This is a genomic window from Pseudomonas sp. GW460-LB5, assembly GCF_059423245.1.
Genome location: NZ_JBWKXT010000031.1, coordinates 17,229 through 39,592 on the forward strand (window position 1 = coordinate 17,229; position 22,364 = coordinate 39,592).

A 22,364-nucleotide genomic window follows, 5' to 3' on the forward strand; every position below is an offset into this window, starting at 1 on the left:
ACCATGAAAGACATCATCGACGGGTTTCTGAAGTTCCAGAAAGAGGCCTACCCCGAGCGCGTCAAACTGTTCAAGGATTTGGCCAGCCAGCAAAGCCCACGTGCACTGTTCATCTCATGCTCCGACAGCCGCCTGGTGCCCGAGCTGGTCACCCAGCGCGAACCCGGAGACCTGTTCGTCATCCGCAATGCAGGCAACATCGTGCCGTCCTACGGCCCCGAGCCTGGAGGTGTATCGGCCTCGGTCGAATACGCCGTGGCGGCCTTGCAGGTTTCTGACATCGTCATCTGCGGCCACTCCGACTGCGGTGCCATGACGGCCATCGCCACCTGCAAATGCCTGGACCACATGCCCGCAGTGGCCGGTTGGCTGCGCTACGCCGACTCGGCCCGCGTGGTAAACGAAGCCCGCAACCATTTCGGCCCGCAGGCCAAAGTCGAAGCCATGGTGCGCGAAAACGTGATCGCCCAGCTTGCCAACATCCAGACCCACCCCTCGGTGCGCCTGGCCTTGGAAGAAGGCCGCGTGACATTGCATGGCTGGATCTACGACATCGAAAGCGGGCTGATCGAGGCCTTCGATGGCAGTACCGGCACCTTCGTATCCCTCGCCCACAACCCCGAAGTACACGCCGTTTCCCATCAACCCAAGCGTGTTGCCTGAACATCTTTCAACCAAGGAGAAACACCATGATCCAATCGCAAATCAACCAGAACGCCCGCCTTGCCCTGAGCGAAGTCATCCTTCTGGCCAAAGCCCGCAAAGACCTGTCGTTCTCCCAGATCACCGAGGGCACCGGCTTGTCCGAAGCGTTCGTCACCGCTGCACTGTTGGGCCAGCACCCGCTGCCAGCGAGCGCTGCCCAGGTGGTGGGCGACAAGCTCGGCCTCGACGCGGACGCCATCGCACTGCTGCAGACAGTGCCACTGCGCGGCAGCATTCAAAACGGTATCCCGACCGACCCCACCATCTACCGCTTTTACGAGATGTTGCAAGTGTACGGCACCACCTTGAAGGCGCTTGTTCATGAAAAGTTCGGCGACGGCATCATCAGTGCCATCAATTTCAAGCTGGACATCAAGAAAGTCGAAGACCCCGAGGGTGGCTCGCGCGCGGTAATCACCCTGGATGGCAAATACCTGCCCACCAAACCGTTCTGATTTGGCTGACACATGAGTTCGGCCGCAATTTTGCGGCCGAGCCACAACCTGAAGGTGATCAAATTGAAAGCGTTGTTCGCATTGATACTAAGCGGGCTGTGCAACGTGGCCATGGCTGCCGGCGTTGAGCAACAGGTCGACCCGCTGCCGGTTGAACAGTACAGCTATGGCCAGCACCTCGATATCGCTCGCGTCATTTCCATAAGCGAAGTGCCGGATGTTTGCCAGGTAGTGCCTGCTCGCATGACGTACGAAGACTCCCAAGGCAAAGAGCATGTGCTTGAGTACCGCGTGATGGGCAATGGTTGCTCGAATAATTGAGCCCGGCCTTCGTAGCGCAACAGCACTCACTATGAGGACTGAAGTTGATGGACCTGATATTTCGAAGTGTACGCATTGACGATGCCCAGCCACTGGTAGATGTGGCTGTGCGAGCAGGCAAAATCGCCGAGATCGCGCAACACATCGACACCACGGCAGAGCACGAAGTGCAAGGCCACGGCAAAGTGCTGGTTGCCGGGTTTGTCGAAGGCCACCTGCACCTTGAAAAAGCTTACGTCATGCAGCGCAAAGCCAATCGCTCCGGCACCTTGAAGGAAGCGATAGCCGTCACTGCCGAACTGAAGCCCACACTGACCCGTGAAGATATCCGCGAACGTTCGATCCAGGTACTGCGCGCACTGGTGCAGGCCGGTACCACGCACGTGCGTGCCCACGCCGAATTCGACCCCGCCCAGGGCTTCACGGGGCTCGAAGTGGTGCTGGAGTTGCGCGAGCAGTTCCGCGAGGTGATCGACATCCAGGTCGTAGCCTTTCCGCAAGAAGGCATTCTCAAGCTGCCTGGCATGCAGGCCATGATGACCCAGGCAATGGAGATGGGGGCCGATGTGGTGGGCGGCATTCCCTACAACGACGAGTCACCGCTGGAGCACATTGATTTCGTCTTTGATTTGGCCAAGCGCTATGGCAAAGACATCGACTTGCACCAGGATTTCGCCGATGACGCCGAGCACATGACCATTGAATACGTGGCACGTCGAACCATTGCCGAAGGCTACCAGGGGCGGGTCTGCGTGGGGCATCTGACCAGCCTGGCCGCCGTCTCGCCTGCGCGACAGGCGCAGGTCATTGCGTTGCTACGCGAGGCCGACATCAGCGTGATGTGCCTGCCTGCCACCGACCTGCACCTGGGAGCCCGGGGTGACAGTCACAATGTAAGGCGCACCCTGACACCTGTACGTGCGCTGCGCGACGGCGGTGTGACGGTTTGCCTGGCCACCAACAACATCCGGAACGCCTTCACCCCGTATGGCACAGGCGACCTGCTGCACATTGCACAAATGGCCATTCCCGCGTGCCACTTGGGCGGCGCGGATGATCAAGCCACCGTGTTGTCGATGCTCACGACAAACCCTGCCAAAGCCTTGGGCTTGAAACACTACGGTTTGGCGGTGGGCAATGATGCCGACCTGGTGATGATGGATTGCCGTGCTGTGGCCGATGTCATTCTCGACCTGCCGACACGGCTTATGGTGCTCAAGCGCGGCAGGGTGGTGGCAACGGCTGAGCATCGTCGGTCAGTCGCATTTTGAGGCCATCGGGGAGATTCCTATCGCAGCCTCACCCTGCGTCTCCCAGGCCATTACGCGAAGCCTTTTCTATCCATCTCCGATACTGGCGAGTACGCACGGCCATGGAGAGCTGTTGCAGGATCAGCGCGCCCGCTGATCTTCGCCAGTTCACCTATCCTCGTAGCCCACTTGGAAAATGCTAGCGACCTTGAGTTGACTTTAAACCTGGAATCATCGGTCGGCCAAGCCACTGCGTATCACCTGTGCCCTGTCTGGCTCATATTACCTTCACCGCGCGGCCAATGAACTTCACTGGGCCCGTTGGTGCACCCGTGGGTGAGCCCCCCGCCTTCTCAAGGGTCAGCTCGAACAACTGGTTGGGCTCAAGCTCAGGCAAACGCCTCAACGGCACGCGGTACTGCTCGCCAGGTTTGACCAGCCCCAACGAAACAGGTGCGCGCCACTGCTCGCCCTTGGTCCAGAACTGCAAGGTCATGCCTTCGGGCACATCGTCCAGGCCAAGCGGGATCAGTTCGATCATGCTCGCATCGTTGGCTTGCACGACCCACCCCGGGGCCTGGCCCGACGGCGCTACCAGCACCACCATGTAGGTGGTCACAGGTGGCGCCTTGGTCAATAGCGCAAAGGCCAGCAGCAAGCTCGCCGCAAGCCCCGCAGCGCTCAGCCCCTGCCACAGTCCAAGGCGCTGCCAACCGGCAGTGCGTTGGCGCCTGGGCGGGTTGGCCTGCGCCAGGCTTCGCTCGATTCGGCCCCACAGGCGGCGGCTTGGCGTGACGGGCTCAACCCGCGTAGCCAGTTCGAGCAGGCGGGCCTCCCATGCGTCCACTGCGGCACGTACGGCCGGCTCCGACGCCAACCGCACCTGCATGGCAGCACGCTGTTCGCCGCTCAAGGTGCCCAGTACGTACTCGGCTGCAAGGTCGTCCAGCTGCTCGGCGCTGTCATCACCAGGGGTCGGCTTCATGTCATGCACTCTCGCAGGGCCTTCAGGCTTCGCTTGATCCATGCCTTCACAGTGCCCAGCGGCGCCCCCAGCAGGGTTGCGATTTCGGCATTGCTGCAACCGTCCACATACGCGTGCAGGATGCAGCGCCGGGGAGCGGGTTGCAGTCGCTCAAGGCAGCGATAGATTTTCGCCGAGCCTGACCACAGTTGCAGGTCGTCCAATTCCGGGCTTGCAGTTGCGATCATGCCAGGCTCGTCCAGCTCGGTTTCCCAGCGGCTGTCTCGCACGCAGTTCAGCGCCAGGTGACGGGTGATGCTGTAGACCCAGCCCCGGGCAGACCCGCGCGATGGGTCATAGCTGGCTGCATGTGTCCAGATACGGACAAAGGCATCGTGAACGATATCCTCCGCGCTCGCCTGGTCGCGGGCAATGCGCCGCGCCACACCCAGTAAACGGCCCCCCTCCTGCTCATAGAGCGCCTGCAAGGCGTGGCGGTCTCCTTGAGCACAAGCAGCAAGACAGCCCTCGAAATCAAAGGGAAGCACAGGCGAATTCAAAATGGGGTCGTTCCTTCGTCATGAAACCTGGACGGTGCCCTGGCTTACCAGCTTGGGGCACCTCCAGCAGCGTAGATGATCAATCGCTGGTGTGCTGCTCAAGCCCTGATCATTTGGCTGACCAGAACACGTAGTCCGCCTGGTACTTGACGACCTGCTGCGCCCCTTTGCTCTGCGCTGTGCAGTCCATCGAAGGCGCTACTCCCCCGCGCGTCGCCACGCGCTGGATGTAACTGACCCCTTGCATTGCACCCTTGCCCTCGGCAGGGTTGGCCTTGACCAGTTGATACGGAATGTCCCCTTTGGCGGCCGGGGCTACGGCAAGCTGGGTACCGGTCACTTTCGAACCGTCCTTGGCCTGCCAGGTGGCCGGAGGACCAAAATAGTCACCCACAGGCTTGCCGCTACGATCGTTCAGGACCGCCTTGGGGCCGACGAAAACCCACTCCATCTGGCCTGGCGCACTGGCCTTGTCGCGGCATTCGTAGGTGATCTCACCGACACCGACGGTTTCCAGCATGATGGCGTGGCCGTCGGGAACCTTGATTGCGTCCGGGACGCCCGACTGGGCATGGGCGGCGCCAGATGCAAGTACGAGGCAGGCAGCGAGCAGGGAGAAAGCGGGCTTGATGATCATGGGGCGAACTCCGTAAGGGTCTGGGGTCAGGCAATCATCGACTGCCTGATAAGAACTACCCATCGGGTGCCGTTCTGGATGCACCGGCTGAAAAATAATTTTGCATGCTCGTTATCGATACCGTGCGGACACCGAAGCAGGTGTGCAGGCGTGCCACGGTCGACTGATCTCGCCGGGGCGGTTACGCTGGCGTTTTCCACCTGCACGGAAGCGCCAGTGAAAGAGGCATACCAAGGAAGCTGCTTGTGCGCAGCGGTCAGTTACCTGCTGCTTACCCCGCCAAAAGCTGTGAGCCACTGCCATTGCAGCCAATGCCGCAAAGGGCACGGGGCAGCATTCGCTTCATACGGCAGTGTTCCGCGCAGCATGCTGCGTATCCTTCGTGGCGCCACCAGTATCAAGACCTATGCGTCTTCGCCGAGGGTGATGCGGGAATTTTGCGTAGAGTGCGGCTCGACCTTGTTCTGGTCACGCTCCGAAGGTGAGTTTGCCGACTGGGTTTCGATAGCCCTGGGCACGCTTGATACGCCATTCCTGCCCAAGAAGCAGCAACACCTGCACGTTGATTCTGCTGCCCCTTGGTACGGGCCCTGCAGCTCAGCTCCTCAAAATCACTGACATTGCAAAGCATCCTGATAGCCCTATAATTGCGATCAATTCTTATCCGCACTTTATAATCAGGAAGATCCAGGTGCCCTACCCGCAGCCGCCCGCATCAGCCCGGCATGATGAGATGCATGCCCTGTACCGCGACCACAGCCAATGGCTGCAAGGCTGGATTCGCCGGCGCCTGGGTAATGCAGACCGGGCGGCCGATATTACCCAGGACACCTTTCTGCGTCTGATCAGCAGCGCGCTACGCCAGCCGTTGGCAGAGCCTCGCAGCTTTCTGGCCACCGTAGCGCGGCGGGTGATGATCGACCAGCTGCGCCGACGCAACCTTGAGCAAGCCTACTTGGAGTTCCTCGGCAGCCAGCCGGTACTCGAAGAGTGCTCGCCCGAGCAGCGCCTGCTGATGCTGGAAACCTTGATGCAATTGAACGCCATGCTCGACGGGCTGGGCCAGAAAGTGCGCGATACCTTCCTGTACGTGCAACTGGATGGCCTGACCTACCCAGAGGTCGCACAGCGCCTCGGTGTGTCTGTCAGTTCGGTGACGAAGTACATGGCCAAGGCCACCGAACGTTGCCTGCTGTTCGCTTTCGATGCGCAACTGTGAGCCCCTCCGACCAGCGCCAGGCCCTGCGCGAAGCGGCACACTGGCATGCGCGCTTTCTCGCCGCACCTGACTGCCCGCAAAACCGGGCACAGTGGCAAGCCTGGCTCGAGCAGTCACCCTTGCACGGTTGGGCCTGGGGGCGCCTGGAGCAGTTGCAGGCAGGCCTGGCCGGCGTGCATGGCCCGCTGGCAAGGCACACCCTTGCCGCAGGCCAGATCGGGACGGGACGGCGTACGGTGCTCAAGACGCTGGTGCTGGGTATGGGGCTGGCTGGGGTAGCCTGGACGGGCTACCGCAACGCCCCTGTCTGGTTGGCCGATGTGCGTACGGCGACCGGCGAACGCCGCAGCCTGACCCTGCAGGACGGCACGCGGCTGACGCTCAATACCGCCTCTGTCGTCGATATCCGCTATAGCACAGAGCAACGCCTGATCGTCCTGGTCGAGGGAGAAATCGCCATACGCACTGCCAGCGACCCGCGTCCGCTGCGCGTGCGCACGGTGCATGGCGAGATGCGTGCCCTGGGCACTGATTTCACCGTGCGCCTGCGTGCCGACTGCACCGAGCTGTCCGTTATCGAACACGCCGTTGCGGTGCGCAACGCTGCGAGCGCCCGCGAGGTGCGGGTTGACGCAGGGATGGCCCTGGCCTTCGACAACGGCCCGCTGCCCGAGCCACGCCCAGCCGACCTGGCTCGCACCGCGTGGCGCGAGGGGCAGCTGGTGCTCGACGGCTGGCCGCTGCGCCGCGCCTTGGCCGAACTGCAGCGCTACCGCCCCGGCGTGCTGAGTTGCAGTGACGACGTGGCCGGGCTGCGCCTGGCTGGGGTGTATCCACTGGACGACACCGACCGCGCCCTGGTGGCGATCGCCGAGGCGCTACAACTGAAGATCAGCACCTGGACGCGCTACTGGGTCAGGCTGATGCCTGCCACGTAATGGCGTCGGGTGAAAATATTATCAGCCGCATTGTCGGATTGGCCTCTCTCGTTCGAGCTCTCCTGCAAACCGCCCAAACAGGCATTTGAAGGAGCTGTCATGCCTATAACAACAAGCTGCCCATACCCGCGCCGAAAACACCTCACGTCCCTGCTGCTTGGCAGCGCCATCGCACTGCATACCGGGCTGCTGGCCCCGCTGCTGTCGACGAGCGCCCAGGCCCAAGCGCAACAGGCCAGCCGCGTCTACGATATCGCCCCAGGGCCGTTGATGACGACTTTGAACCGCTTCGCCCGCGAGGCCGGGGTGCTGCTGTCGTTCGATGCGGCGCTGACCCAGGGTCGGCAGAGCAGCGGGCTGCACGGCCGCTTCAATATCGAACAGGGGTTTGCCCTACTGCTGGCCGGTAGTGGGCTGCAGGCCCAGCGGGTGGGCAACGACTATGTGCTGGTGAGCCAGGTTGATGCTGGTTCGGCACTGCAACTGGGCGCAACCAGCATCACGGGTGAAGGTTTGGGCCTGACCACCGAGGGAAGCGGCTCCTACACCACCGGCGAAACGGCCGCCGCCACACGCCTGAACCTGAGCCTGCGCAAAACCCCGCAGTCGATCAGCGTGGTCACCCGCCAACAGATGGACGACCAGAACCTGCAAAGTGTTTCCGAAGTGCTGAAGCAAACGCCCGGTGTCACGGTCAACCAGGAAAGCTCCGAAGCCTTTACCTTCTACTCGCGCGGTTTCAAGCTGGATAACTACCAGTTCGATGGCGTGCCCAGCCTGTCCTCCGACGGCGGCTCATTGCGCGACAACTACAGCATCGGCAACAGCCTGGTCTATGACCGGGTCGAAGTACTGAAGGGCGCAACCGGCCTGGTCAACGGCGCCGGCAACCCCTCTGGGGTCATCAACCTGGTGCGCAAGCGCCCCACTGCCGCACTGCAGGGCCGTATCGGCGCAGGCGCCGGGTCCTGGGACAAATACCAGGCCGACTTCGACCTTGCCGGCCCGTTGACCGACAGCGGTAATGTCCGTGGCCGCATGGTCGCTGGCACCCAATCCCGGCACAGTTACGTCGAGTACCTGACCGGCGAGCAGAACACCTTCTATGGCGTGCTGGAAGCCGACCTCAGCGAGAACACCTTGTTCACGCTTGGCTACGACGTGCAGAAAAACTACGACAACGGCAGCACCACCGGCGCACTGCCCGCGTTCTTTCTCGATGGCCGTACGGTCAAGTTCGACCGTGATACCAACGCCGCCGACCGCTGGACCTGGCGCAATCAGGAAACCCAGCGCGCCTTTGCAGAACTTGCCCACACCTTCGATAACGACTGGGTACTCAAGGGCGTACTCAGCAGCCGTGATTACCGCTCGCGCGAGCTGATCTCGGGCATCAGCAGCGAGGCGATTCAGGCAGACGGCAGCATTTCTCATGGCTTTGTCGGCGGCAACATCGACCCCGAAACCGGCGCCGTGAACAACAACGGCACCGCGAGCAAATTCAACACCACCAGCAAGGAAAAAGGCCTGGACCTGTATGCTCGCGGCCCGTTCTCGCTGGGTGGGCGCGTGCATGAAGCCGTGTTCGGCTACAGCATCGCCCACACCAAATCAACCTCCAAGCGTGATGATGGTGTGACCAATGGCGTCATCGACGATGTATTCCAGTGGGACGGCTACGGCGATACCCCAACCAACTTCGAATGGTGGTCCACCTTCGATATCGAGGCGCGGCAGAAGGTGGGCTTTGCGGCAACCATCCTGAAACCTACCGACGCGCTGGCCGTTATCCTGGGGGCACGGATCGTCGACTACAAATGGGACATCGACACGATCAACGCCATCGGTCGCCGCCTCCCGGCCAGCGCCACCAACTCCAGCGAAATCGTGCCTTACGCTGGCGTCACCTACGACCTGGACCGGTACCACACCGTGTATGCCAGCTACACCGACGTGTTCAAACCCCAGGCGTATAGCCTCGGCGCGGACGGCAAGCCTATCGACCCACTTACCGGTGCAAGCTATGAAATCGGTATCAAAGGCGCCTACTTCGAAAACCGCCTGAATGCCAGCCTGGCCCTGTTCGAGCTGAAGCAGGACAACTTCGCTGTGCTCACCGGCGGCACCACGCCAAGTGGCGGCAGCGCCTACCGGGCGGCGCAAGGCGTCACCACCCGCGGCGTCGAGCTGGAAGTAAACGGCGAACTGATGAAAGACCTGCAAGTGATGGCGGGCTACACCTTCGCCGAATCCCACGATGCTGATGACCAGCGCGTGGCAACCAACCAACCGCAGCATCTGCTCAAGCTGGCGACCAACTACCGCCTGCAGGGCGATTGGCACAAGTTCACCGTGGGCGGCAATGCGTATTGGCAGAGTGCGACCTTCTTCAAGCCAAGCGATGAGGACTGGTACGCGATCGACGACCCGGCTGCCAAGTTTGAACAGAAGTCCTATGCGCTGGTGGGGTTGGTGGGTGGCTATGACTTTACCCGCAATCTGAAGGCAACCCTTAACGTCAACAACCTGTTCGACAAGCACTACTACAGTGGCATTGGCAACTACGGGACGGTTTTCTGGGGGGCGCCGCGTAACCTGATGGTCAATGTGAAGTACAGCTTCTAGGGAATTGCCTGGCACCTCACGAAGCCCCGGCGCCACCACGCCGGGGACAGGGTCTATCTAGCCAGCGCTGCTGGCGCCGGACGAACTGGGTATCGGCGGCGGGTCGGTAGGCAGTGCCGAGGTCGTGCGCCTTGGCCTGCCCGCTTGATGCGCCCTAGCGCAAGGACAACATCATTGTCAGCGGAGACAAATCGGGACACGGCGACGGTTCCGACACATTTAGCTAACGTCTACACGCATGTATTGGGCCTCAGACGGAACACTCGGCCTGTTTCCAGACGGATACCAAGCTCTCTTGGTAAACTAGCCGACACCCCGGGCAAACGCAGATCCTTTTTGTTGCCAGCATTTGCTAATGCCGCCCCTGCAATTTGCTGCTACGCCCTAAAATCCAGCATTCGGTACCGAAAACGTTGAACGATATGACCGCTAATACAGGCTCTAGCCCAACAACCACGCGCCCTGAGCCGTCACGCCGCTTCAGCGTTGCACCCATGATGGACTGGACAGACCGCCACTGCCGCTTCTTCCTGCGCCTGCTCTCCAAGCAAACCTTGCTCTACACCGAAATGGTCACCACCGGTGCCCTGCTGCACAACGACGCCCACCGTTTCCTGCGCCACGATGCCTCCGAGCACCCGCTGGCCCTGCAACTGGGCGGTAGCGTGCCCACCGATTTGGCCGCCTGCGCACGCCTGGCCGAGGACGCGGGCTACGACGAGGTCAACCTCAATGTCGGCTGCCCGAGCGACCGGGTGCAGAACAACATGATCGGTGCCTGCCTGATGGCTCACCCGGCATTGGTGGCCGATTGCGTGAAAGCCATGCGTGATGCGGTATCGACACCGGTGACGGTCAAGCACCGCATCGGCATCAATGGCCGCGACAGCTATGCCGAACTCTGCGACTTCGTCGGCCAGGTGCGCGAAGCCGGCTGCCGGAGTTTTACCGTGCATGCGCGCATCGCGATTCTGGAAGGACTGTCGCCGAAGGAGAACCGCGAGGTTCCGCCCCTGCGCTATGAAGTAGCAGCGCAGTTGAAGGCAGACTTCCCGGACCTGGAGATCGTGCTCAACGGCGGGATCAAGACCCTGGAAGAATGCCAGGCACACCTTGAAACCTTCGATGGCGTAATGCTCGGGCGTGAGGCGTATCACAACCCTTACCTGCTGGCCGAGGTGGACCAGCGGCTGTTTGGCAGCGATGCGCCGGTGGTCAGCCGTAGCGAAGTGCTGGCGCAATTGCGGCCCTATATTGTGGCGCACATGGAAAGTGGCGGCGCGATGCACCACGTTACCCGGCATATTCTGGGGCTGGCCCAAGGGTTCAAGGGGGCGCGGCGCTTCCGTCAGTTGCTGTCGGCAGACATTCACAAGGCGGCGCAGCCGCTGGCAGTGTTTGACCAGGCGGTGGAGTTGCTGCAAGGACGGTGATACTACCCCATGCACGCGACACGGCCGTTGTAGGAGCGCCCTGTCGCGACACAAGGCCGCTCAGACGAGTATGTGGAACCTCAAGGCAGCCGGGCACTCGAATCTTCACCTTACGTACGGCCCTTCGTGGGCAAGCCCGCTTCTACAGGCCCTTGAGCGGCTGTCGGGGCTCGGGTAATGTCGAGTAAATGCACAGGACAGAGCACGCCCATGACTTCCAAGCTGGAACAACTGAAGCAGTTCACCACCGTGGTCGCCGACACCGGGGACCTGGATGCCATCACCCGCCTGAAGCCGGTCGATGCCACCACCAACCCGTCGCTGCTGCTCAAGGCTGCCGCCATCCCGGGCTACGCCGACCTGCTCAAGCAGGTGAAGGCCGATGCCAAGGGCGATGTCGACCTGGCCTGCGACAAGTTCGCGGTGGCCGTGGGCTCGGGCATTCTCAAGGTCATTCCCGGCCGTATCTCGACCGAGGTGGATGCACGCCTGTCGTTCGATGAACCGGCGCTGCTGAACAAAGCCCGCCAGCTGATCGGCCTGTATGACGCAGCCGGGGTCTCCAAAGACCGCGTGCTGATCAAGCTGGCCTCCACCTGGGAAGGCATCCGCGCTGCCGAGCAGCTGGAGAAGGAAGGCATCCAGACCAACCTCACCCTGCTGTTCTCCTTCGCCCAGGCCCAGGCCTGTGCCGATGCCGGGGTGTTCCTGATTTCGCCGTTCGTGGGTCGTATCTACGACTGGTACAAAAAGAGCACCGGCACGGATTACGTGGGCGCCGAGGACCCTGGCGTGCAATCGGTGACGCGCATCTACAACTACTACAAGGCCAATGGTTACAACACCGTGGTGATGGGCGCCAGCTTCCGCAACATCGGCCAGATCGAACAACTGGCCGGCTGCGACCGCCTGACCATCAGCCCCGAACTGCTGCAGCAACTGAGCGACGATCAGGGTGAACTGCCGCGCGTGCTCAAGCCGGGCAATGCCGGTGAGGCCAAGCAGCAGTTGAGTGAAAGCCAGTTCCGCTGGGCGATGAACGAAGATGCCATGGGCACCGAAAAGCTGGCCGAAGGTATCCGCCAGTTTGCCCGGGACCAGGAGAAGCTGGAGAAGTTGATGGCTGAAAAAGCCTGATACATATCCGGTTTGCCTGATGGGCGGGAAGTGTTCAGCATTTTCCGCCCGTTTTTGTTTTGCCAAGCTTTAGTTGTGAATTGAATTCCAGGGCCTCTTCGCGGGTAAACCCGCTCCCACACGCATACCCACAGGCCTGAAATTGGCGCTGTACTTGTGGGAGCGGGTTTACCCGCGAAGGGGCCCGATAAGCCACCCGAGCTGTCGATGACCTCCTCTACCCCCTTGCCCCTCGTACTCGCCGGCCCGGTACTGCGCCGCCTGGAACCCCAGCGCCTGGCCATCTGGCTGGTCGCTACCCAACCGCTGCAACCCGAATTCATCCTCCCGGCAAGCGAGGCCACGGTGGATTGCCAGGTCGTCCCGGTCGGCCAGCACGCCTTCATCCACCTGCTGGATATCCACTTCGACAATGCCCTGCCCCGCAACCAGCAGCTCGACTATGACCTGCTGATCAATGGCCAGGGCATCGCTGGATGGGGGCCGCATCTGCTCTACCCCGGCACCCAGCGCCCAAGCCTGGTGCTGCGCGATCGGCTCGACCACTTGCTGCACGGCTCCTGCCGCAAGCCCCACCACCCCGCCATCGATGGCCTGCTGTGCGCCGACCGCTTGCTGCAAGCCTGCAAGCAACCCGAAGATCGCCCGGCCGTGCTACTGATGACCGGCGACCAGGTGTACGCCGACGATGTTGCCGGCCCGATGCTGCGTGCTATCCATTGCCTGATCGAGCGCCTGGGCCTGTTCGACGAGCAACTGGATGGCGCAGTGGTGCCTGATAGCCAGGCGCTGTACCAGCACCCGGCCAGCTACTACCACCGCGCCGACCTGTTGCCGGCGCAGGAAACGAACGACACCCTGCGCGAGCGCTTTTTCGGCGGCAAGCGCAAGCCGATCTTTTCGTCCAGCAATGCCGACAACCACCTGGTGACGTTCGCCGAAGTCATGGCCATGTACCTGCTGGTCTGGTCACCCGTGCCTTGGCAGTGGGTGGACATGGTCATGCCCGACGGGCTCAGCGACCAGCGCCAGGCGCGTTACCGGCAGGAGCTGCCGCTGATTCAGGCGTTTGCCGAGAACCTCGGCCAGGTGGCGCGGGTGATGGCCCACCTGCCCTGTCTGATGATCTTCGACGACCACGACATCACCGATGACTGGAACCTCTCGGCACAATGGGAAGAAACCGCCTACGGCCACCCGTTTTCACGGCGGATCATCGGCAATGCCCTGCTCGGCTACCTGCTGTGCCAAGCCTGGGGCAACGATCCGGACGGCTGCAAGCCACTGGTCAGGCAATGCCAGGCGTCGAACAGCCAAACCCGCGATGAACTGATCGGCGATCTGCTGCGCTTTCAGGGCTGGCAATTCAGCTTGCCAACAAACCCACCCTTGCTGGTGCTGGACACCCGTACCCGGCGCTGGCGCAGCGAAAGCAACCTGGCCAAGCCATCCGGCCTGCTCGACTGGGAAGCGCTTAGCGAACTGCAGCACGCGCTGCTCGACCACCCATCAGCAGTCATCGTCTCGCCTGCGCCGATTTTTGGCGTGAAGCTGATCGAGACCGTGCAGAAGGTGTTCAGCTGGCTGGGGTATCCGCTTTTGGTGGATGCCGAAAACTGGATGGCCCACCGCGGTGCGGCGCAGGTCATCCTCAACATCTTCCGCCACTCGCGTACGCCGGGCCACTACGTGGTGCTGTCCGGGGATGTGCACTACTCGTTTGTCTATGAAGTAATGATCCGCCACCGCCAGCGCAGCCCGCATTTGTGGCAGGTGACCAGCAGCGGAATCAAGAACGAGTTCCCCCGGCGCCTGCTCGACGTGCTCGACCGGCTCAACCGCTGGCTGTATGCGCCACGCTCGCCGCTGAACTGGTTTACCAAGCGTCGGGAGATGGAAGTAGTGCCACGTACGCCGAGCCACAGCAAGGCCGGGGAGCGGTTGTGGAACGGTGCGGGGTTGGGGCAGGTATTCTTTGATGAACAGGGGCGGCCGATGCGGGTGTATCAGCTCGATGCGGGTGGGGGTGAGGCTACCGAGTTTATTGGCGGAAAATAGTCTGCTCGAGAAATTCTGCTGCCTGTGCCGGCCCATTCGCGGGCTTGCCCGCTCCCACAGGGGCGGTGTACCGCTTGAAAACTACGCAGCACCTGTGGGAGCGGGCAAGCCCGCGAATGGGCCGGCGCAGGTTAACGATCAGGTCCGCTCCAGCGCATTGACCAGGTCATGGAAGGCTTCGCGGTTGGAGTCGTTCAGGCCCATGAGGATCTTGTGCGCCTCCAGTACCTTGGAACGCACCACGTCTTCGTTCTGGTCCTGCGACGGTAGGTCGGTCAGGCACTCAGGGCAAGGAATCGGGCGATCGACAATGTTGAACACCTGATCGAAGCCCATCGACTGCAACAGCCGGGAAATGTCCGGGTTGGTGCTGACCACGGTCGGCAACAGGCCGACCTTCTGCCGCGACAGGATCGACAGCTTGGCCAGCAGGCCCAAGGTAGTGCTGTCGATACTCTCGGTTTCGGTGAGGTCGATGACAATCGCCGAGAAGTTCAACGCAGTGAAAATTTTCTCGATCGTCGCATCCAAGGCCGAACACAGGGTCAGGCGCACTTCACCGACGAACTTCAGTACGAAGGTGCCGCTCTGCTCGGCGAACTGGATTCTACCGGTACTCATTGAAGGTTCCTGCTTAACACCAATAGGGCGATATCATCCGGCATATCCCCAAGCGTAGCTAATCCGAATCGTTGACGCAGCCCATCCAGGCTGCCACCTGCTGCCCTGACGATCTCCGGCAAGGCGGCTTCTTTATCTTTGAGCGTATCACCCGGCAAAAGGTCCAGAATGCCATCGGACATCAGGCTAAGGCTGAACTGCGGTGGCAGCTCAACAACCAGATCCTGATAAGTGGCCTCGTCGAACAGCCCCACCGGCAGGCCCCGGCCTTCCAGGTAACGGGTGTGCGCCGGGGTATGCAGCACTGGCAGCGGCAAATGCCCACCCACGGCGTAGGTCAACAGACCAGACTCTTCGTCGATCACCCCGCCGACCATGGTGACGTGCTTGCCCAGCTTGCTGTTGATCAGGCCGCGGTTGATGTGACTGAGCACTTCGGACGGCTTGAACTCGCGCATTTTGCTGCGCTTGAGCTCAAACATGAGTCGCGTGGTCATGAATTTCAACAGGACGGTGACAAAGGCCGACGACGCGCCATGCCCGGAAACATCAGCGAGGTAGAAGGCGATGCGCCGCTCGTCCACGCGGAAGTAATCGACAAAATCACCCGACAGGTACAACGACGGGATGATCTGGTGCTCGAACGCGAACTCGCCAGCTACCCAGGGGCTTTCCGGCAGCATGTTCATCTGCACCTGGCGACCGGCGGTCTGGTCCTCCTGCAACAGGTGCAGGCTGGCCTCCAGCTCGCGGTTGGCCGCTTCGAGCTTGTCGCGGTAGCGCTGGTTTTCCAGCACCAGACGCGAGCGGTCGAGGGCACGGCGCACCGAATGCTCAAGGACGGCCAGGTCTTCCAGCGGCTTGATCAGGTAGTCGGCGGCGCCCAGGCGCAACGCTTCCACCGCATCGCTCATGACGCCGGCACCAGACACCACGATCACCGGTAACTGCGGCGCACGCTCGCTGACCTGACGGATCAGTTCGAGGCCGCCCATCTGCGGCATGCGCAAATCGCAGATCACAAGGTCGGGCTGGTGTTCTTCGAAGACCTGAAGCCCCTGCTGGCCATTACCGGCCTGGAGGACGCTGAAGCCACTGTCTTCGAGATAGGCGGCGAGGCTCGCACGGACCACGTCGTCATCATCGATAATCAGCAGCGTTGCACTGGTTTTCTGCATGTGGGCGAACGGCGCCGATTTGGGTTGGTGCAGCGGTGTCGGCAAAGCAGACGGCCAGCTACGGGAATTCTTGGTGGTCACACTCTACTTGAGTTGTAGGACAAGAACACCTGCCCGGCAACTGTCAAAGGTACCTTGTAAGGCGCAGACGGTACTCCCATCCGGCAGGCGTTTCAAGCATGCAACGGTCGACCTCGCCGCTCTTTACAGGGCAAATCACCGGGAGTTATAAGAAAGTCGACTAGCGCACCCCAATGGGAAGGATGCAGCATGCCCCACACGCCCTCCAGCCATAGTGAAAAACGCGATTTCATCCGCATGCGCATCGACACTGCGGTGAGCCTGCTGCATGAAGGCCAGGTGATTTCCGCCGTGTGCCTGGACCTGTCCAGCAGCGGCATGCAGGTGCAGGCCCCGCAACGCTTCCAGGTGGGCGATCAGATTGAGGTGCGCATCGATTCCGACCACCCGGCGTTGAAAGGGCTGCACGCCAGCACTGAGGTGGTATGGATTGCCGACCAGCCGGGTGGGCAGCAGAAGTTCGGGTTGCGCGTGCTGGCCATGCATTGAACAGGGGCCGATTGCGGCCCCTGTTCACAGATCAGAAGTCGTCTTCGACTTCGCCATCCTTGACCTTGAACTCGCGGTTCTGCAGGTAGGCGTTACGAATGAAGATGTACTTGTCACCCTGAATCAGCTTCTCGGCGGACAGCAGGTCGGCACGCGTGTCGATCACGTCCAGGGCGAATATCGAGTTGCGCGTCGGCACATGGTCGATGTAGCGGTAAGGCTTGGTGTAGCTGTCGGGGTACTTGGCCACGCCATCACGCACCGTGCTTGGCCCCAGCAGCGGGATAACCACGTAAGGGCCGCTCGGCACACCCCAGTAACCCAAGGTCTGCCCGAAGTCCTCGTCATTGCGCTGCAGGCCCATCTTGGTGCCCACATCGAAGAAACCGCCCAGGCCGAAGGTGGTGTTGACGATCAGCCGCGCAGTGTCCACACCCGCCGCATGAGGCTTGAACTGCAGCACGTCGTTGGCCAGGTTGGTCACGTCGCCCAGGTTGCGGAAGATGTTGTGGATGCCATCTTCAAGGAACTGCGGCGTGACCGCCTGATAGCCCTTGGCCAACGGCTTGAGGGCATAGGTGTCGAGGGTATCGTTGAAGCGGAAGATCGGCCGGTTGACCGCTTCCCAGGGATCTTCCTCGGTGGCTGCCTGGGTGGCTGCCACGGGCGCCAGCAGCATGCTGGCGCAGACACAGGCCTGGGTGACTCGTTCGATCACACTGGCACCGATCCTACGCATAGATGTCTCTCCATCGAATTTCTCGGCCGCAAGCGCAACGGGTCGCGCTGCTGGTAAGGCGGCAGTATAGAGGCTTGCGGGCTGATAAACAGCTTTACACATGTTTGTTCAATATTTTGTGAACAACTGTTGCACAAGGGCCGATGTCACAGGGCGGTAACAATCAACGAATAGCCTGCGGACTATTTGGGGGAAGTTGCCATGGACGCTGCACCCGCCTTCACTGCTGTGCTGTTCGGCTTGCGCGGCTGCCTGGTGCAGGCGGCCAATGGTAGCGCCCCCTCGCCCGCCCCCGGCGCCCTGGCTACCCTCGCCAGCCTGCGCCAGCACCAGGTGCCGTGCATCTGGCTGGATGACCTCAGCGCCACCCAAAGCAAGCGCCTGGCACACGTACTGCCCGACTGGCTGCCGGGGCATTCGGTAAACGGCGTACGCTGGCCGGCGCCCAACGCCTGCTGGCAGGCGTTGATGACCCTGGAAAGCGAACGCCTGGACGGCTGCGTACTGGTCAGCGGCAACCCACAACTGCTGCAGTCCGGCCTTAACGCCGGCTTGTGGACAGTTGGCCTGGCCGCCTGCAGCCCATTCTGCGATCGCAGCTCTCGGCAATGGCAAGCCATGACCTCACAGCAACAGGACGCGGCCCGTGGCAAGGCGACGCTGGAACTGTTCGGCCTGGGGGTGCACTCGGTCATCGACCACCTGGAAGCGCTGGATACCTGCCTGCAGGACATCACCCAGCGCCGGCGCAAAGGTGAAAAACCTTGATACAGCACCCTTGATGCGGATCATGCAAAGCAGCTTCAGGTGGATTACGCTGAAGGCAGACCAGAACCTTTGCCGCTTCGCTAAGGTCCATGGTTTGCCAAGCCATTGATGGAGAACTACCCATGCCTGCCCGCGAATTGCAAAAGCGCCTGAACAGCCTGCGCGAGCAACTGGACCGCAACGTACCGCTTTCGGAAGACGAACTGGCTGCGCTGCACGAAGAAGCGCGCCAGATCGAGGCGCAACTGAAACTGGAGGAAGCCACGCCAGACAACAACCTGGTGGATGGCGTGAACCTGGCAATCGAACGCTTCGAGGCTGACCACCCAGACCTTACCGCCACCCTGCGCAGCATTGCCAACTCGCTGCACAGCATGGGTATCTGATACAGCAAGGGCCGCTTCGCGCCCCATTCGCGGGACAAGCCCGCTCCCACAGGCTATTCGCTGCACTTGAGGGCAGTGCGGCACCTGTGGGAGCGGGCTTGCCCCGCGAATGGGCCGAGAAACGGCCCCAGTCCGGTCAGAGTTACTGACGCACCAGACGCACATTCTTCGGGCTGATCGCCCCAGTGCTACGGTACGGGTTGATATCCAGCCCACCCCGGCGCACATACCGCGCATACACCGTCAGGTGCTCGGGCTGCAGCAGGTTCTTCAAGTCCAGATAAATGCGTTCTACGCACTGCTCATGGAAGTCGGCATGCTGGCGGAAGCTGATCAGATAGGTCAGCAGGCTGGCGTGGTCCAGCGCCCTGCCCTTGTACTCGACCACCACGCTGCCCCAGTCCGGCTGGCCGGTAACGGGGCAGTTGGACTTCAGCAGGTGGCTGTGCAAGGTTTCTTCTACCACTCGCTCCGGGGTGCAGCGCAGCAGCTCAGGCTGCGGCTGCTCGTAGTTGCTGATGGCAACGTCCAGCGCATCGATGCACAGCCCAGGCAAGGCCTCCACGCCTTGGCCCTCGACTTCAGCCAAGGTACGTACCTTCACCCCCACCGGCTTGCCGGCCGCGGCAGACAGGTCTTTCTCCAGGCAGGCCTGCAATTCGCCCAGCGAGGCAAACACCGTCTGATTCAGCGAGTTGAGGTACAACTTGAACGACTTGGACTCGATGATGTTCGGCGAATCGGCCGGGATGGCGAACTCGCCGATCGCCACCACCGGTTTGCCCGACGGCAGCAGCCAGCTCAATTCGAAGCAGTTCCAGTAATCCACGCCCTGCCAGGGCAAGGTCTGTGCAGTGACGCCCAGCTCAGCCCACTTGGCGGTACGCGGGATCGGGAAGAGCTGCTCCGGGGAGTAGGTGGCAATGTATTCGCTGGACTTGCCCAGCGGCGAGTGTTCGGCAGCAGGATGCATGGAAACTGACCTAGAGGTTCGAAATTGCCCCTAGTCTACCGGTTTTGCACCCTGCCTTGGAGCGCAAGTCACTCGATGGTCAACGCCCCGACCATGCCAGCCTGATAATGCCCCGGCACGTTGCAGGCGAACTCGATGGGCGCCGACTTGCGGAAGGTCCAGGTCAGCTCGGCGCGCTGGCCTGGCATGACCAGCACCGTGTTGCCGCCACCGTGGCCATGGCCGCCGCCGTGACCCATCATCTGGCCGTGGTCCATGCCTTCGTGGTTCATGGCCTCGGTGAACAGCTTGCCTTGCATGGCGACCATTTCCTTCTGGTGCTCGGCATGCATGGCCTTGTCACCCAGGTTGAATTCATGCGGCAGCTTGCCCTCGTTGACCAGCACGAAGCGCACCGTCTCGCCGGCTTTTACCTGCAGGTTTCTGGGCTCGAAGGCGATGTCCTTGAGCACCACGTTGACCGTGCGGGTGGCTTTGTTCGCCGGGGCCGGCTCGCCAAAGGCGAAAGTTTGCGCCTCGCCGGCAAAGGTCGGCAGGCTGGCCAAGGCAAGGGCGGCGATGAACAGGCGTTTCATGATGACTCCGGAAATGTACAACAGGATGAGGCCACCTTAGTCACGGGCGACTGGCAGCTACCTGACAGGGAGATTACAACTTTGTCAGCTTGGGCGTGCCTGCGCTTCGTCACGTATCATTTCAGCCACTACATCACCCGCTTCCACAGGGCAGGCACAAACTTTCAGATTATGGACAGTGCATGAAACTGCTGATCGTCGAAGACCAGGCCCGCACCGGCCAGTACCTCAGCCAGGGCTTGAGCGAGGCCGGCTTCGCCACTGAGCTGGCCACCGATGGCGAAACCGGCCAGTTCCTGGCCCTGACCGGCGACCACGACCTGCTGATCCTCGACGTAATGTTGCCTGGACGTGACGGCTGGCAGATCCTCCAGGCCGTGCGCCAGGCCGGCCTGGATACGCCAGTACTGTTCCTCACCGCCCGCGATGCCGTCGAGGACCGCGTGCATGGCCTGGAGCTGGGCGCCGACGACTATCTGGTCAAGCCGTTCGCCTTTTCCGAACTGCTGGCCCGGGTGCGCAGCCTGTTGCGCCGCGGCACCAGCCCCAGCCAGGACACCACCCTGAACCTGGCCGACCTGCGCCTGGACTTGATCCGCCGCCGCGCCGAGCGCGCCGGCCAGCGTATCGACCTGACCGCCAAGGAGTTCGCCCTGCTCGAACTGCTGCTGCGCCGCCAAGGCGAGGTATTGCCAAAATCGCTGATCGCCTCGCAGGTGTGGGACATGAATTTCGACAGCGACACCAACGTGATCGAAGTGGCGATCCGCCGCCTGCGCCTGAAAATCGACGACCCGCACCCCAACAAGCTGATCCACACCGTACGTGGCATGGGCTATGTGCTCGAAGAGCGCACGGAATGATGCGCAGGGTTTCCCTCGGCAGCCGTCTGGCCCTGTTGTTTGCCGCCTGCACCGCCGCCGTTTCGCTGGGCGCCGGCGTGTTGTTCAGCCGGGCCAGCGAGCAGCACTTCGTCGAACTCGACCAGCAACTGCTGGACTCGCGCCTGTCACTGTTCCGTACGCAACTGGCCGGCATCGCCACCCCAACCGAGCTGCAGGCACGCCTGCCCGCCCTGCGCGATGAGCTGAGCCACCAGGCCGACCTGGCCCTGCGCATCAGCGGCAGCGACGGCACCACCTGGTTCGAAAGCCGCACCGGGCTACCGCAGGCACCGCTGCCCGCCGGGCTGGCCACCCTGCATGCACAAGGCACCGACTACCGCAGCCTGGCTGTGCACCTGGCGCAGGGCGCCGTGCAGTCGCCACAACTGGCCCTGTACCTCGACATCACCCACCACCAGCATTTCCTGCAGGGCATGCAACGCCTGATCTGGCTGACGGTCGGCCTTTCAGCGCTGGCCACCGCGCTGCTCGGCGCCTGGGCGGTACGCAGCGGCCTGCGCCCGTTACGGCAGATGGGCCAGGTGGCCGCCAGCGTGTCGGCACGCTCGCTCACCACACGCCTGCCGGTGGCGCAAATGCCCGAAGAGCTGGCCGAACTGGCCACCAGCATGAACGCCATGCTGCAGCGCCTGGACGATGCCTTCCAGCGCCTGTCGGCATTTTCTGCCGACATAGCCCACGAGTTGCGCACGCCGCTGTCCAATCTGCTAACTCATACCCAGGTTACCCTCACCCGCCCACGCAGCCTTGAGGAGTACCGCGAAGCGCTGCATGGCAACCTGGAAGAACTGCAGTGGATGGCGCAAATGATCAACGACATGTTGTTCCTGGCCAAGGCCGATCACGGCTTGCTGGTACCGGGGCAAGCGCCGTTGGCGTTGCATGACGAGGTGGATGCGCTGCTGGAGTACTACGCGCCGCTGGCCGAAGACAACAATGTGCAGATGCTGCGCGAGGGGGAGGCCGTGTTGCACGGTGACCGGCATATGCTGCGCCGGGCGCTGTCCAACCTGCTGGATAACGCCATGCGCTTTACCCCGGCGGGCGGGCAGATAAGGGTGACGCTGGCGCCTGGGCCGAGAATCAGCGTGGCCAATACCGGGCCGGCCATCGAGCCAGCTGCTTTGCCGCGGTTGTTCGACCGCTTTTACCGTGTGGACCCGGCACGGCGCGAAGGCAGTAGCGAGCATGCTGGGTTGGGCTTGGCGATTACCCGGTCGATCGTGCAGGCCCATGGCGGGGGCATTCGGGCGGAATGTGAAGATGGGTGGACACGGTTCGTGATCGAGTTCAGCCAGGATCGGTGAAAATGGGGCCGCTTCGCGGCCCATCGCCGGCAAGCCGCCC

The 22,364-nt window shown here is 62.0% G+C and carries 24 protein-coding genes; 16 read left to right on the forward strand and 8 right to left on the reverse strand.

Annotation, left to right across the window (positions count from 1 at the left end; genetic code table 11):
* Window positions 1-3 precede the first annotated feature (3 nt).
* The 4 genes from AC07XM_RS18820 (at window position 4) to AC07XM_RS18835 (ending at window position 2,752) form a co-directional block, all read left to right on the forward strand.
* A complete protein-coding gene (locus AC07XM_RS18820) occupies window positions 4-663 on the forward strand; it encodes a carbonic anhydrase (protein WP_031311695.1) in 660 nt (219 codons plus the stop codon).
* A gap of 26 nt (window positions 664-689) precedes the next feature.
* Window positions 690-1,160, forward strand: a complete 471-nt coding sequence (cynS, locus tag AC07XM_RS18825) for a cyanase (RefSeq protein ID WP_023047166.1) — start codon at window positions 690-692, stop codon at window positions 1,158-1,160.
* Between the two features lie 63 nt (window positions 1,161-1,223).
* Window positions 1,224-1,481 carry a DUF2790 domain-containing protein gene (locus AC07XM_RS18830; RefSeq protein ID WP_102689595.1) on the forward strand — a complete coding sequence of 86 codons (258 nt, stop codon included), beginning with the start codon at window positions 1,224-1,226 and terminating at the stop codon, window positions 1,479-1,481.
* Between the two features lie 47 nt (window positions 1,482-1,528).
* Entirely contained in the window at window positions 1,529-2,752 is a 1,224-nt protein-coding gene (locus AC07XM_RS18835; RefSeq protein ID WP_102689587.1) for an amidohydrolase family protein, read from the forward strand.
* A 256-nt stretch (window positions 2,753-3,008) separates the two neighbouring features.
* On the opposite strand, the gene AC07XM_RS18840 is transcribed toward AC07XM_RS18835, so the two are convergent.
* The 3 genes from AC07XM_RS18840 to AC07XM_RS18850 form a co-directional block, all read right to left on the reverse strand.
* A complete protein-coding gene (locus AC07XM_RS18840; protein ID WP_023047169.1) occupies window positions 3,009-3,716 on the reverse strand; it encodes an anti-sigma factor in 708 nt (235 codons plus the stop codon).
* A complete protein-coding gene (locus AC07XM_RS18845) occupies window positions 3,713-4,255 on the reverse strand; it encodes a sigma-70 family RNA polymerase sigma factor (RefSeq protein ID WP_031311700.1) in 543 nt (180 codons plus the stop codon). Before AC07XM_RS18845 ends, AC07XM_RS18840 begins: the two co-directional genes overlap by 4 nt.
* 109 nt (window positions 4,256-4,364) lie before the next feature.
* The gene (locus tag AC07XM_RS18850) at window positions 4,365-4,892 is read right to left on the reverse strand and encodes a DUF3455 domain-containing protein (RefSeq protein WP_096425816.1); all 528 of its coding nucleotides are present in this window, start codon (window positions 4,890-4,892) and stop codon (window positions 4,365-4,367) included.
* Window positions 4,893-5,108: 216 nt separating this feature from the next.
* Here AC07XM_RS18850 and AC07XM_RS18855 point away from each other — a divergent pair, with 216 nt between their 5' ends.
* The 7 genes from AC07XM_RS18855 (at window position 5,109) to AC07XM_RS18885 (ending at window position 14,302) form a co-directional block, all read left to right on the forward strand.
* Window positions 5,109-5,510: a GFA family protein gene (locus AC07XM_RS18855; protein WP_082422023.1), complete on the forward strand. Its 402-nt coding sequence runs from the start codon at window positions 5,109-5,111 to the stop codon at window positions 5,508-5,510.
* Window positions 5,511-5,583: 73 nt separating this feature from the next.
* Window positions 5,584-6,111, forward strand: coding sequence for a sigma-70 family RNA polymerase sigma factor (locus tag AC07XM_RS18860; protein ID WP_019472810.1), 528 nt, complete (start codon window positions 5,584-5,586; stop codon window positions 6,109-6,111).
* A complete protein-coding gene (locus tag AC07XM_RS18865; RefSeq protein WP_060518366.1) occupies window positions 6,108-7,049 on the forward strand; it encodes a FecR domain-containing protein in 942 nt (313 codons plus the stop codon). The genes AC07XM_RS18860 and AC07XM_RS18865 overlap by 4 nt, the downstream gene beginning before the upstream one ends.
* A 99-nt stretch (window positions 7,050-7,148) precedes the next feature.
* Window positions 7,149-9,674: a TonB-dependent siderophore receptor gene (locus AC07XM_RS18870; RefSeq protein ID WP_060518368.1), complete on the forward strand. Its 2,526-nt coding sequence runs from the start codon at window positions 7,149-7,151 to the stop codon at window positions 9,672-9,674.
* Between the two features lie 422 nt (window positions 9,675-10,096).
* Complete coding sequence (gene dusA, locus AC07XM_RS18875) at window positions 10,097-11,107, forward strand: tRNA dihydrouridine(20/20a) synthase DusA (RefSeq protein WP_102689586.1); 1,011 nt, start codon at window positions 10,097-10,099, stop codon at window positions 11,105-11,107.
* Window positions 11,108-11,317: 210 nt separating this feature from the next.
* Entirely contained in the window at window positions 11,318-12,244 is a 927-nt protein-coding gene (tal, locus tag AC07XM_RS18880; protein ID WP_016485667.1) for a transaldolase, read from the forward strand.
* A 207-nt stretch (window positions 12,245-12,451) separates the two neighbouring features.
* Window positions 12,452-14,302, forward strand: coding sequence for an alkaline phosphatase D family protein (locus AC07XM_RS18885; RefSeq protein ID WP_096425813.1), 1,851 nt, complete (start codon window positions 12,452-12,454; stop codon window positions 14,300-14,302).
* Between the two features lie 138 nt (window positions 14,303-14,440).
* On the opposite strand, the gene rssC is transcribed toward AC07XM_RS18885, so the two are convergent.
* Both rssC and rssB read right to left on the reverse strand, forming a co-directional pair.
* A complete protein-coding gene (gene rssC, locus AC07XM_RS18890) occupies window positions 14,441-14,923 on the reverse strand; it encodes an anti-sigma factor antagonist RssC (protein ID WP_102689585.1) in 483 nt (160 codons plus the stop codon).
* Complete coding sequence (gene rssB / locus AC07XM_RS18895; RefSeq protein ID WP_024717336.1) at window positions 14,920-16,101, reverse strand: two-component system response regulator RssB; 1,182 nt, start codon at window positions 16,099-16,101, stop codon at window positions 14,920-14,922. The genes rssC and rssB overlap by 4 nt, the downstream gene beginning before the upstream one ends.
* A gap of 270 nt (window positions 16,102-16,371) precedes the next feature.
* On the opposite strand from rssB, the gene AC07XM_RS18900 reads away from it, so the two are divergent.
* Window positions 16,372-16,671, forward strand: coding sequence for a PilZ domain-containing protein (locus AC07XM_RS18900; protein WP_016485664.1), 300 nt, complete (start codon window positions 16,372-16,374; stop codon window positions 16,669-16,671).
* 31 nt (window positions 16,672-16,702) lie between these two features.
* Here the strand turns inward: AC07XM_RS18900 and AC07XM_RS18905 are convergent, their stop codons facing one another.
* Window positions 16,703-17,410 carry an MlaA family lipoprotein gene (locus AC07XM_RS18905; RefSeq protein WP_016485663.1) on the reverse strand — a complete coding sequence of 236 codons (708 nt, stop codon included), beginning with the start codon at window positions 17,408-17,410 and terminating at the stop codon, window positions 16,703-16,705.
* Window positions 17,411-17,611: 201 nt separating this feature from the next.
* On the opposite strand from AC07XM_RS18905, the gene pcrP reads away from it, so the two are divergent.
* A complete protein-coding gene (gene pcrP / locus AC07XM_RS18910) occupies window positions 17,612-18,178 on the forward strand; it encodes an HAD superfamily inactivated hydrolase PcrP (RefSeq protein WP_016485662.1) in 567 nt (188 codons plus the stop codon).
* 122 nt (window positions 18,179-18,300) lie between these two features.
* Window positions 18,301-18,564: a DUF4404 family protein gene (locus AC07XM_RS18915; RefSeq protein ID WP_016485661.1), complete on the forward strand. Its 264-nt coding sequence runs from the start codon at window positions 18,301-18,303 to the stop codon at window positions 18,562-18,564.
* Window positions 18,565-18,706: 142 nt separating this feature from the next.
* Here AC07XM_RS18915 and queF read toward each other — a convergent pair whose 3' ends face one another.
* Together queF and AC07XM_RS18925 are read right to left on the reverse strand one after the other, a co-directional pair.
* Window positions 18,707-19,537 (reverse strand): NADPH-dependent 7-cyano-7-deazaguanine reductase QueF, encoded by an 831-nt coding sequence (queF, locus tag AC07XM_RS18920; protein WP_016485660.1) that lies wholly within the window; start codon window positions 19,535-19,537, stop codon window positions 18,707-18,709.
* A gap of 68 nt (window positions 19,538-19,605) precedes the next feature.
* Window positions 19,606-20,112 carry a cupredoxin domain-containing protein gene (locus AC07XM_RS18925; protein ID WP_016485659.1) on the reverse strand — a complete coding sequence of 169 codons (507 nt, stop codon included), beginning with the start codon at window positions 20,110-20,112 and terminating at the stop codon, window positions 19,606-19,608.
* 182 nt (window positions 20,113-20,294) lie between these two features.
* Between AC07XM_RS18925 and cinR the strand changes: the two genes are divergently transcribed.
* Both cinR and AC07XM_RS18935 read left to right on the forward strand, forming a co-directional pair.
* The gene (cinR, locus tag AC07XM_RS18930) at window positions 20,295-20,975 is read left to right on the forward strand and encodes a two-component system response regulator CinR (protein WP_016485658.1); all 681 of its coding nucleotides are present in this window, start codon (window positions 20,295-20,297) and stop codon (window positions 20,973-20,975) included.
* Window positions 20,972-22,324 (forward strand): heavy metal sensor histidine kinase, encoded by a 1,353-nt coding sequence (locus AC07XM_RS18935; protein ID WP_016485657.1) that lies wholly within the window; start codon window positions 20,972-20,974, stop codon window positions 22,322-22,324. The genes cinR and AC07XM_RS18935 overlap by 4 nt, the downstream gene beginning before the upstream one ends.
* The last annotated feature ends 40 nt before the right edge of the window (window positions 22,325-22,364 follow it).

Excerpts from the sequence above, each read along its gene's own strand:
- AC07XM_RS18885 (WP_096425813.1), top strand. The coding sequence starts at position 12,452 with ATGACCTCCTCTACCCCCTTGCCCCTCGTACTCGCCGGCCCGGTACTG.
- AC07XM_RS18915 (WP_016485661.1), top strand. The coding sequence starts at position 18,301 with ATGCCTGCCCGCGAATTGCAAAAGCGCCTGAACAGCCTGCGCGAGCAA.
- AC07XM_RS18840 (WP_023047169.1), bottom strand. The coding sequence starts at position 3,716 with ATGAAGCCGACCCCTGGTGATGACAGCGCCGAGCAGCTGGACGACCTT.
- AC07XM_RS18905 (WP_016485663.1), bottom strand. The coding sequence starts at position 17,410 with ATGCGTAGGATCGGTGCCAGTGTGATCGAACGAGTCACCCAGGCCTGT.
- AC07XM_RS18870 (WP_060518368.1), top strand. The coding sequence starts at position 7,149 with ATGCCTATAACAACAAGCTGCCCATACCCGCGCCGAAAACACCTCACG.
- AC07XM_RS18925 (WP_016485659.1), bottom strand. The coding sequence starts at position 20,112 with ATGAAACGCCTGTTCATCGCCGCCCTTGCCTTGGCCAGCCTGCCGACC.
- tal (WP_016485667.1), top strand. The coding sequence starts at position 11,318 with ATGACTTCCAAGCTGGAACAACTGAAGCAGTTCACCACCGTGGTCGCC.
- pcrP (WP_016485662.1), top strand. The coding sequence starts at position 17,612 with ATGGACGCTGCACCCGCCTTCACTGCTGTGCTGTTCGGCTTGCGCGGC.
- cinR (WP_016485658.1), top strand. The coding sequence starts at position 20,295 with ATGAAACTGCTGATCGTCGAAGACCAGGCCCGCACCGGCCAGTACCTC.
- AC07XM_RS18935 (WP_016485657.1), top strand. The coding sequence starts at position 20,972 with ATGATGCGCAGGGTTTCCCTCGGCAGCCGTCTGGCCCTGTTGTTTGCC.
- AC07XM_RS18820 (WP_031311695.1), top strand. The coding sequence starts at position 4 with ATGAAAGACATCATCGACGGGTTTCTGAAGTTCCAGAAAGAGGCCTAC.
- AC07XM_RS18850 (WP_096425816.1), bottom strand. The coding sequence starts at position 4,892 with ATGATCATCAAGCCCGCTTTCTCCCTGCTCGCTGCCTGCCTCGTACTT.
- dusA (WP_102689586.1), top strand. The coding sequence starts at position 10,097 with ATGACCGCTAATACAGGCTCTAGCCCAACAACCACGCGCCCTGAGCCG.
- cynS (WP_023047166.1), top strand. The coding sequence starts at position 690 with ATGATCCAATCGCAAATCAACCAGAACGCCCGCCTTGCCCTGAGCGAA.
- AC07XM_RS18900 (WP_016485664.1), top strand. The coding sequence starts at position 16,372 with ATGCCCCACACGCCCTCCAGCCATAGTGAAAAACGCGATTTCATCCGC.
- AC07XM_RS18835 (WP_102689587.1), top strand. The coding sequence starts at position 1,529 with ATGGACCTGATATTTCGAAGTGTACGCATTGACGATGCCCAGCCACTG.
- rssB (WP_024717336.1), bottom strand. The coding sequence starts at position 16,101 with ATGCAGAAAACCAGTGCAACGCTGCTGATTATCGATGATGACGACGTG.
- rssC (WP_102689585.1), bottom strand. The coding sequence starts at position 14,923 with ATGAGTACCGGTAGAATCCAGTTCGCCGAGCAGAGCGGCACCTTCGTA.
- queF (WP_016485660.1), bottom strand. The coding sequence starts at position 19,537 with ATGCATCCTGCTGCCGAACACTCGCCGCTGGGCAAGTCCAGCGAATAC.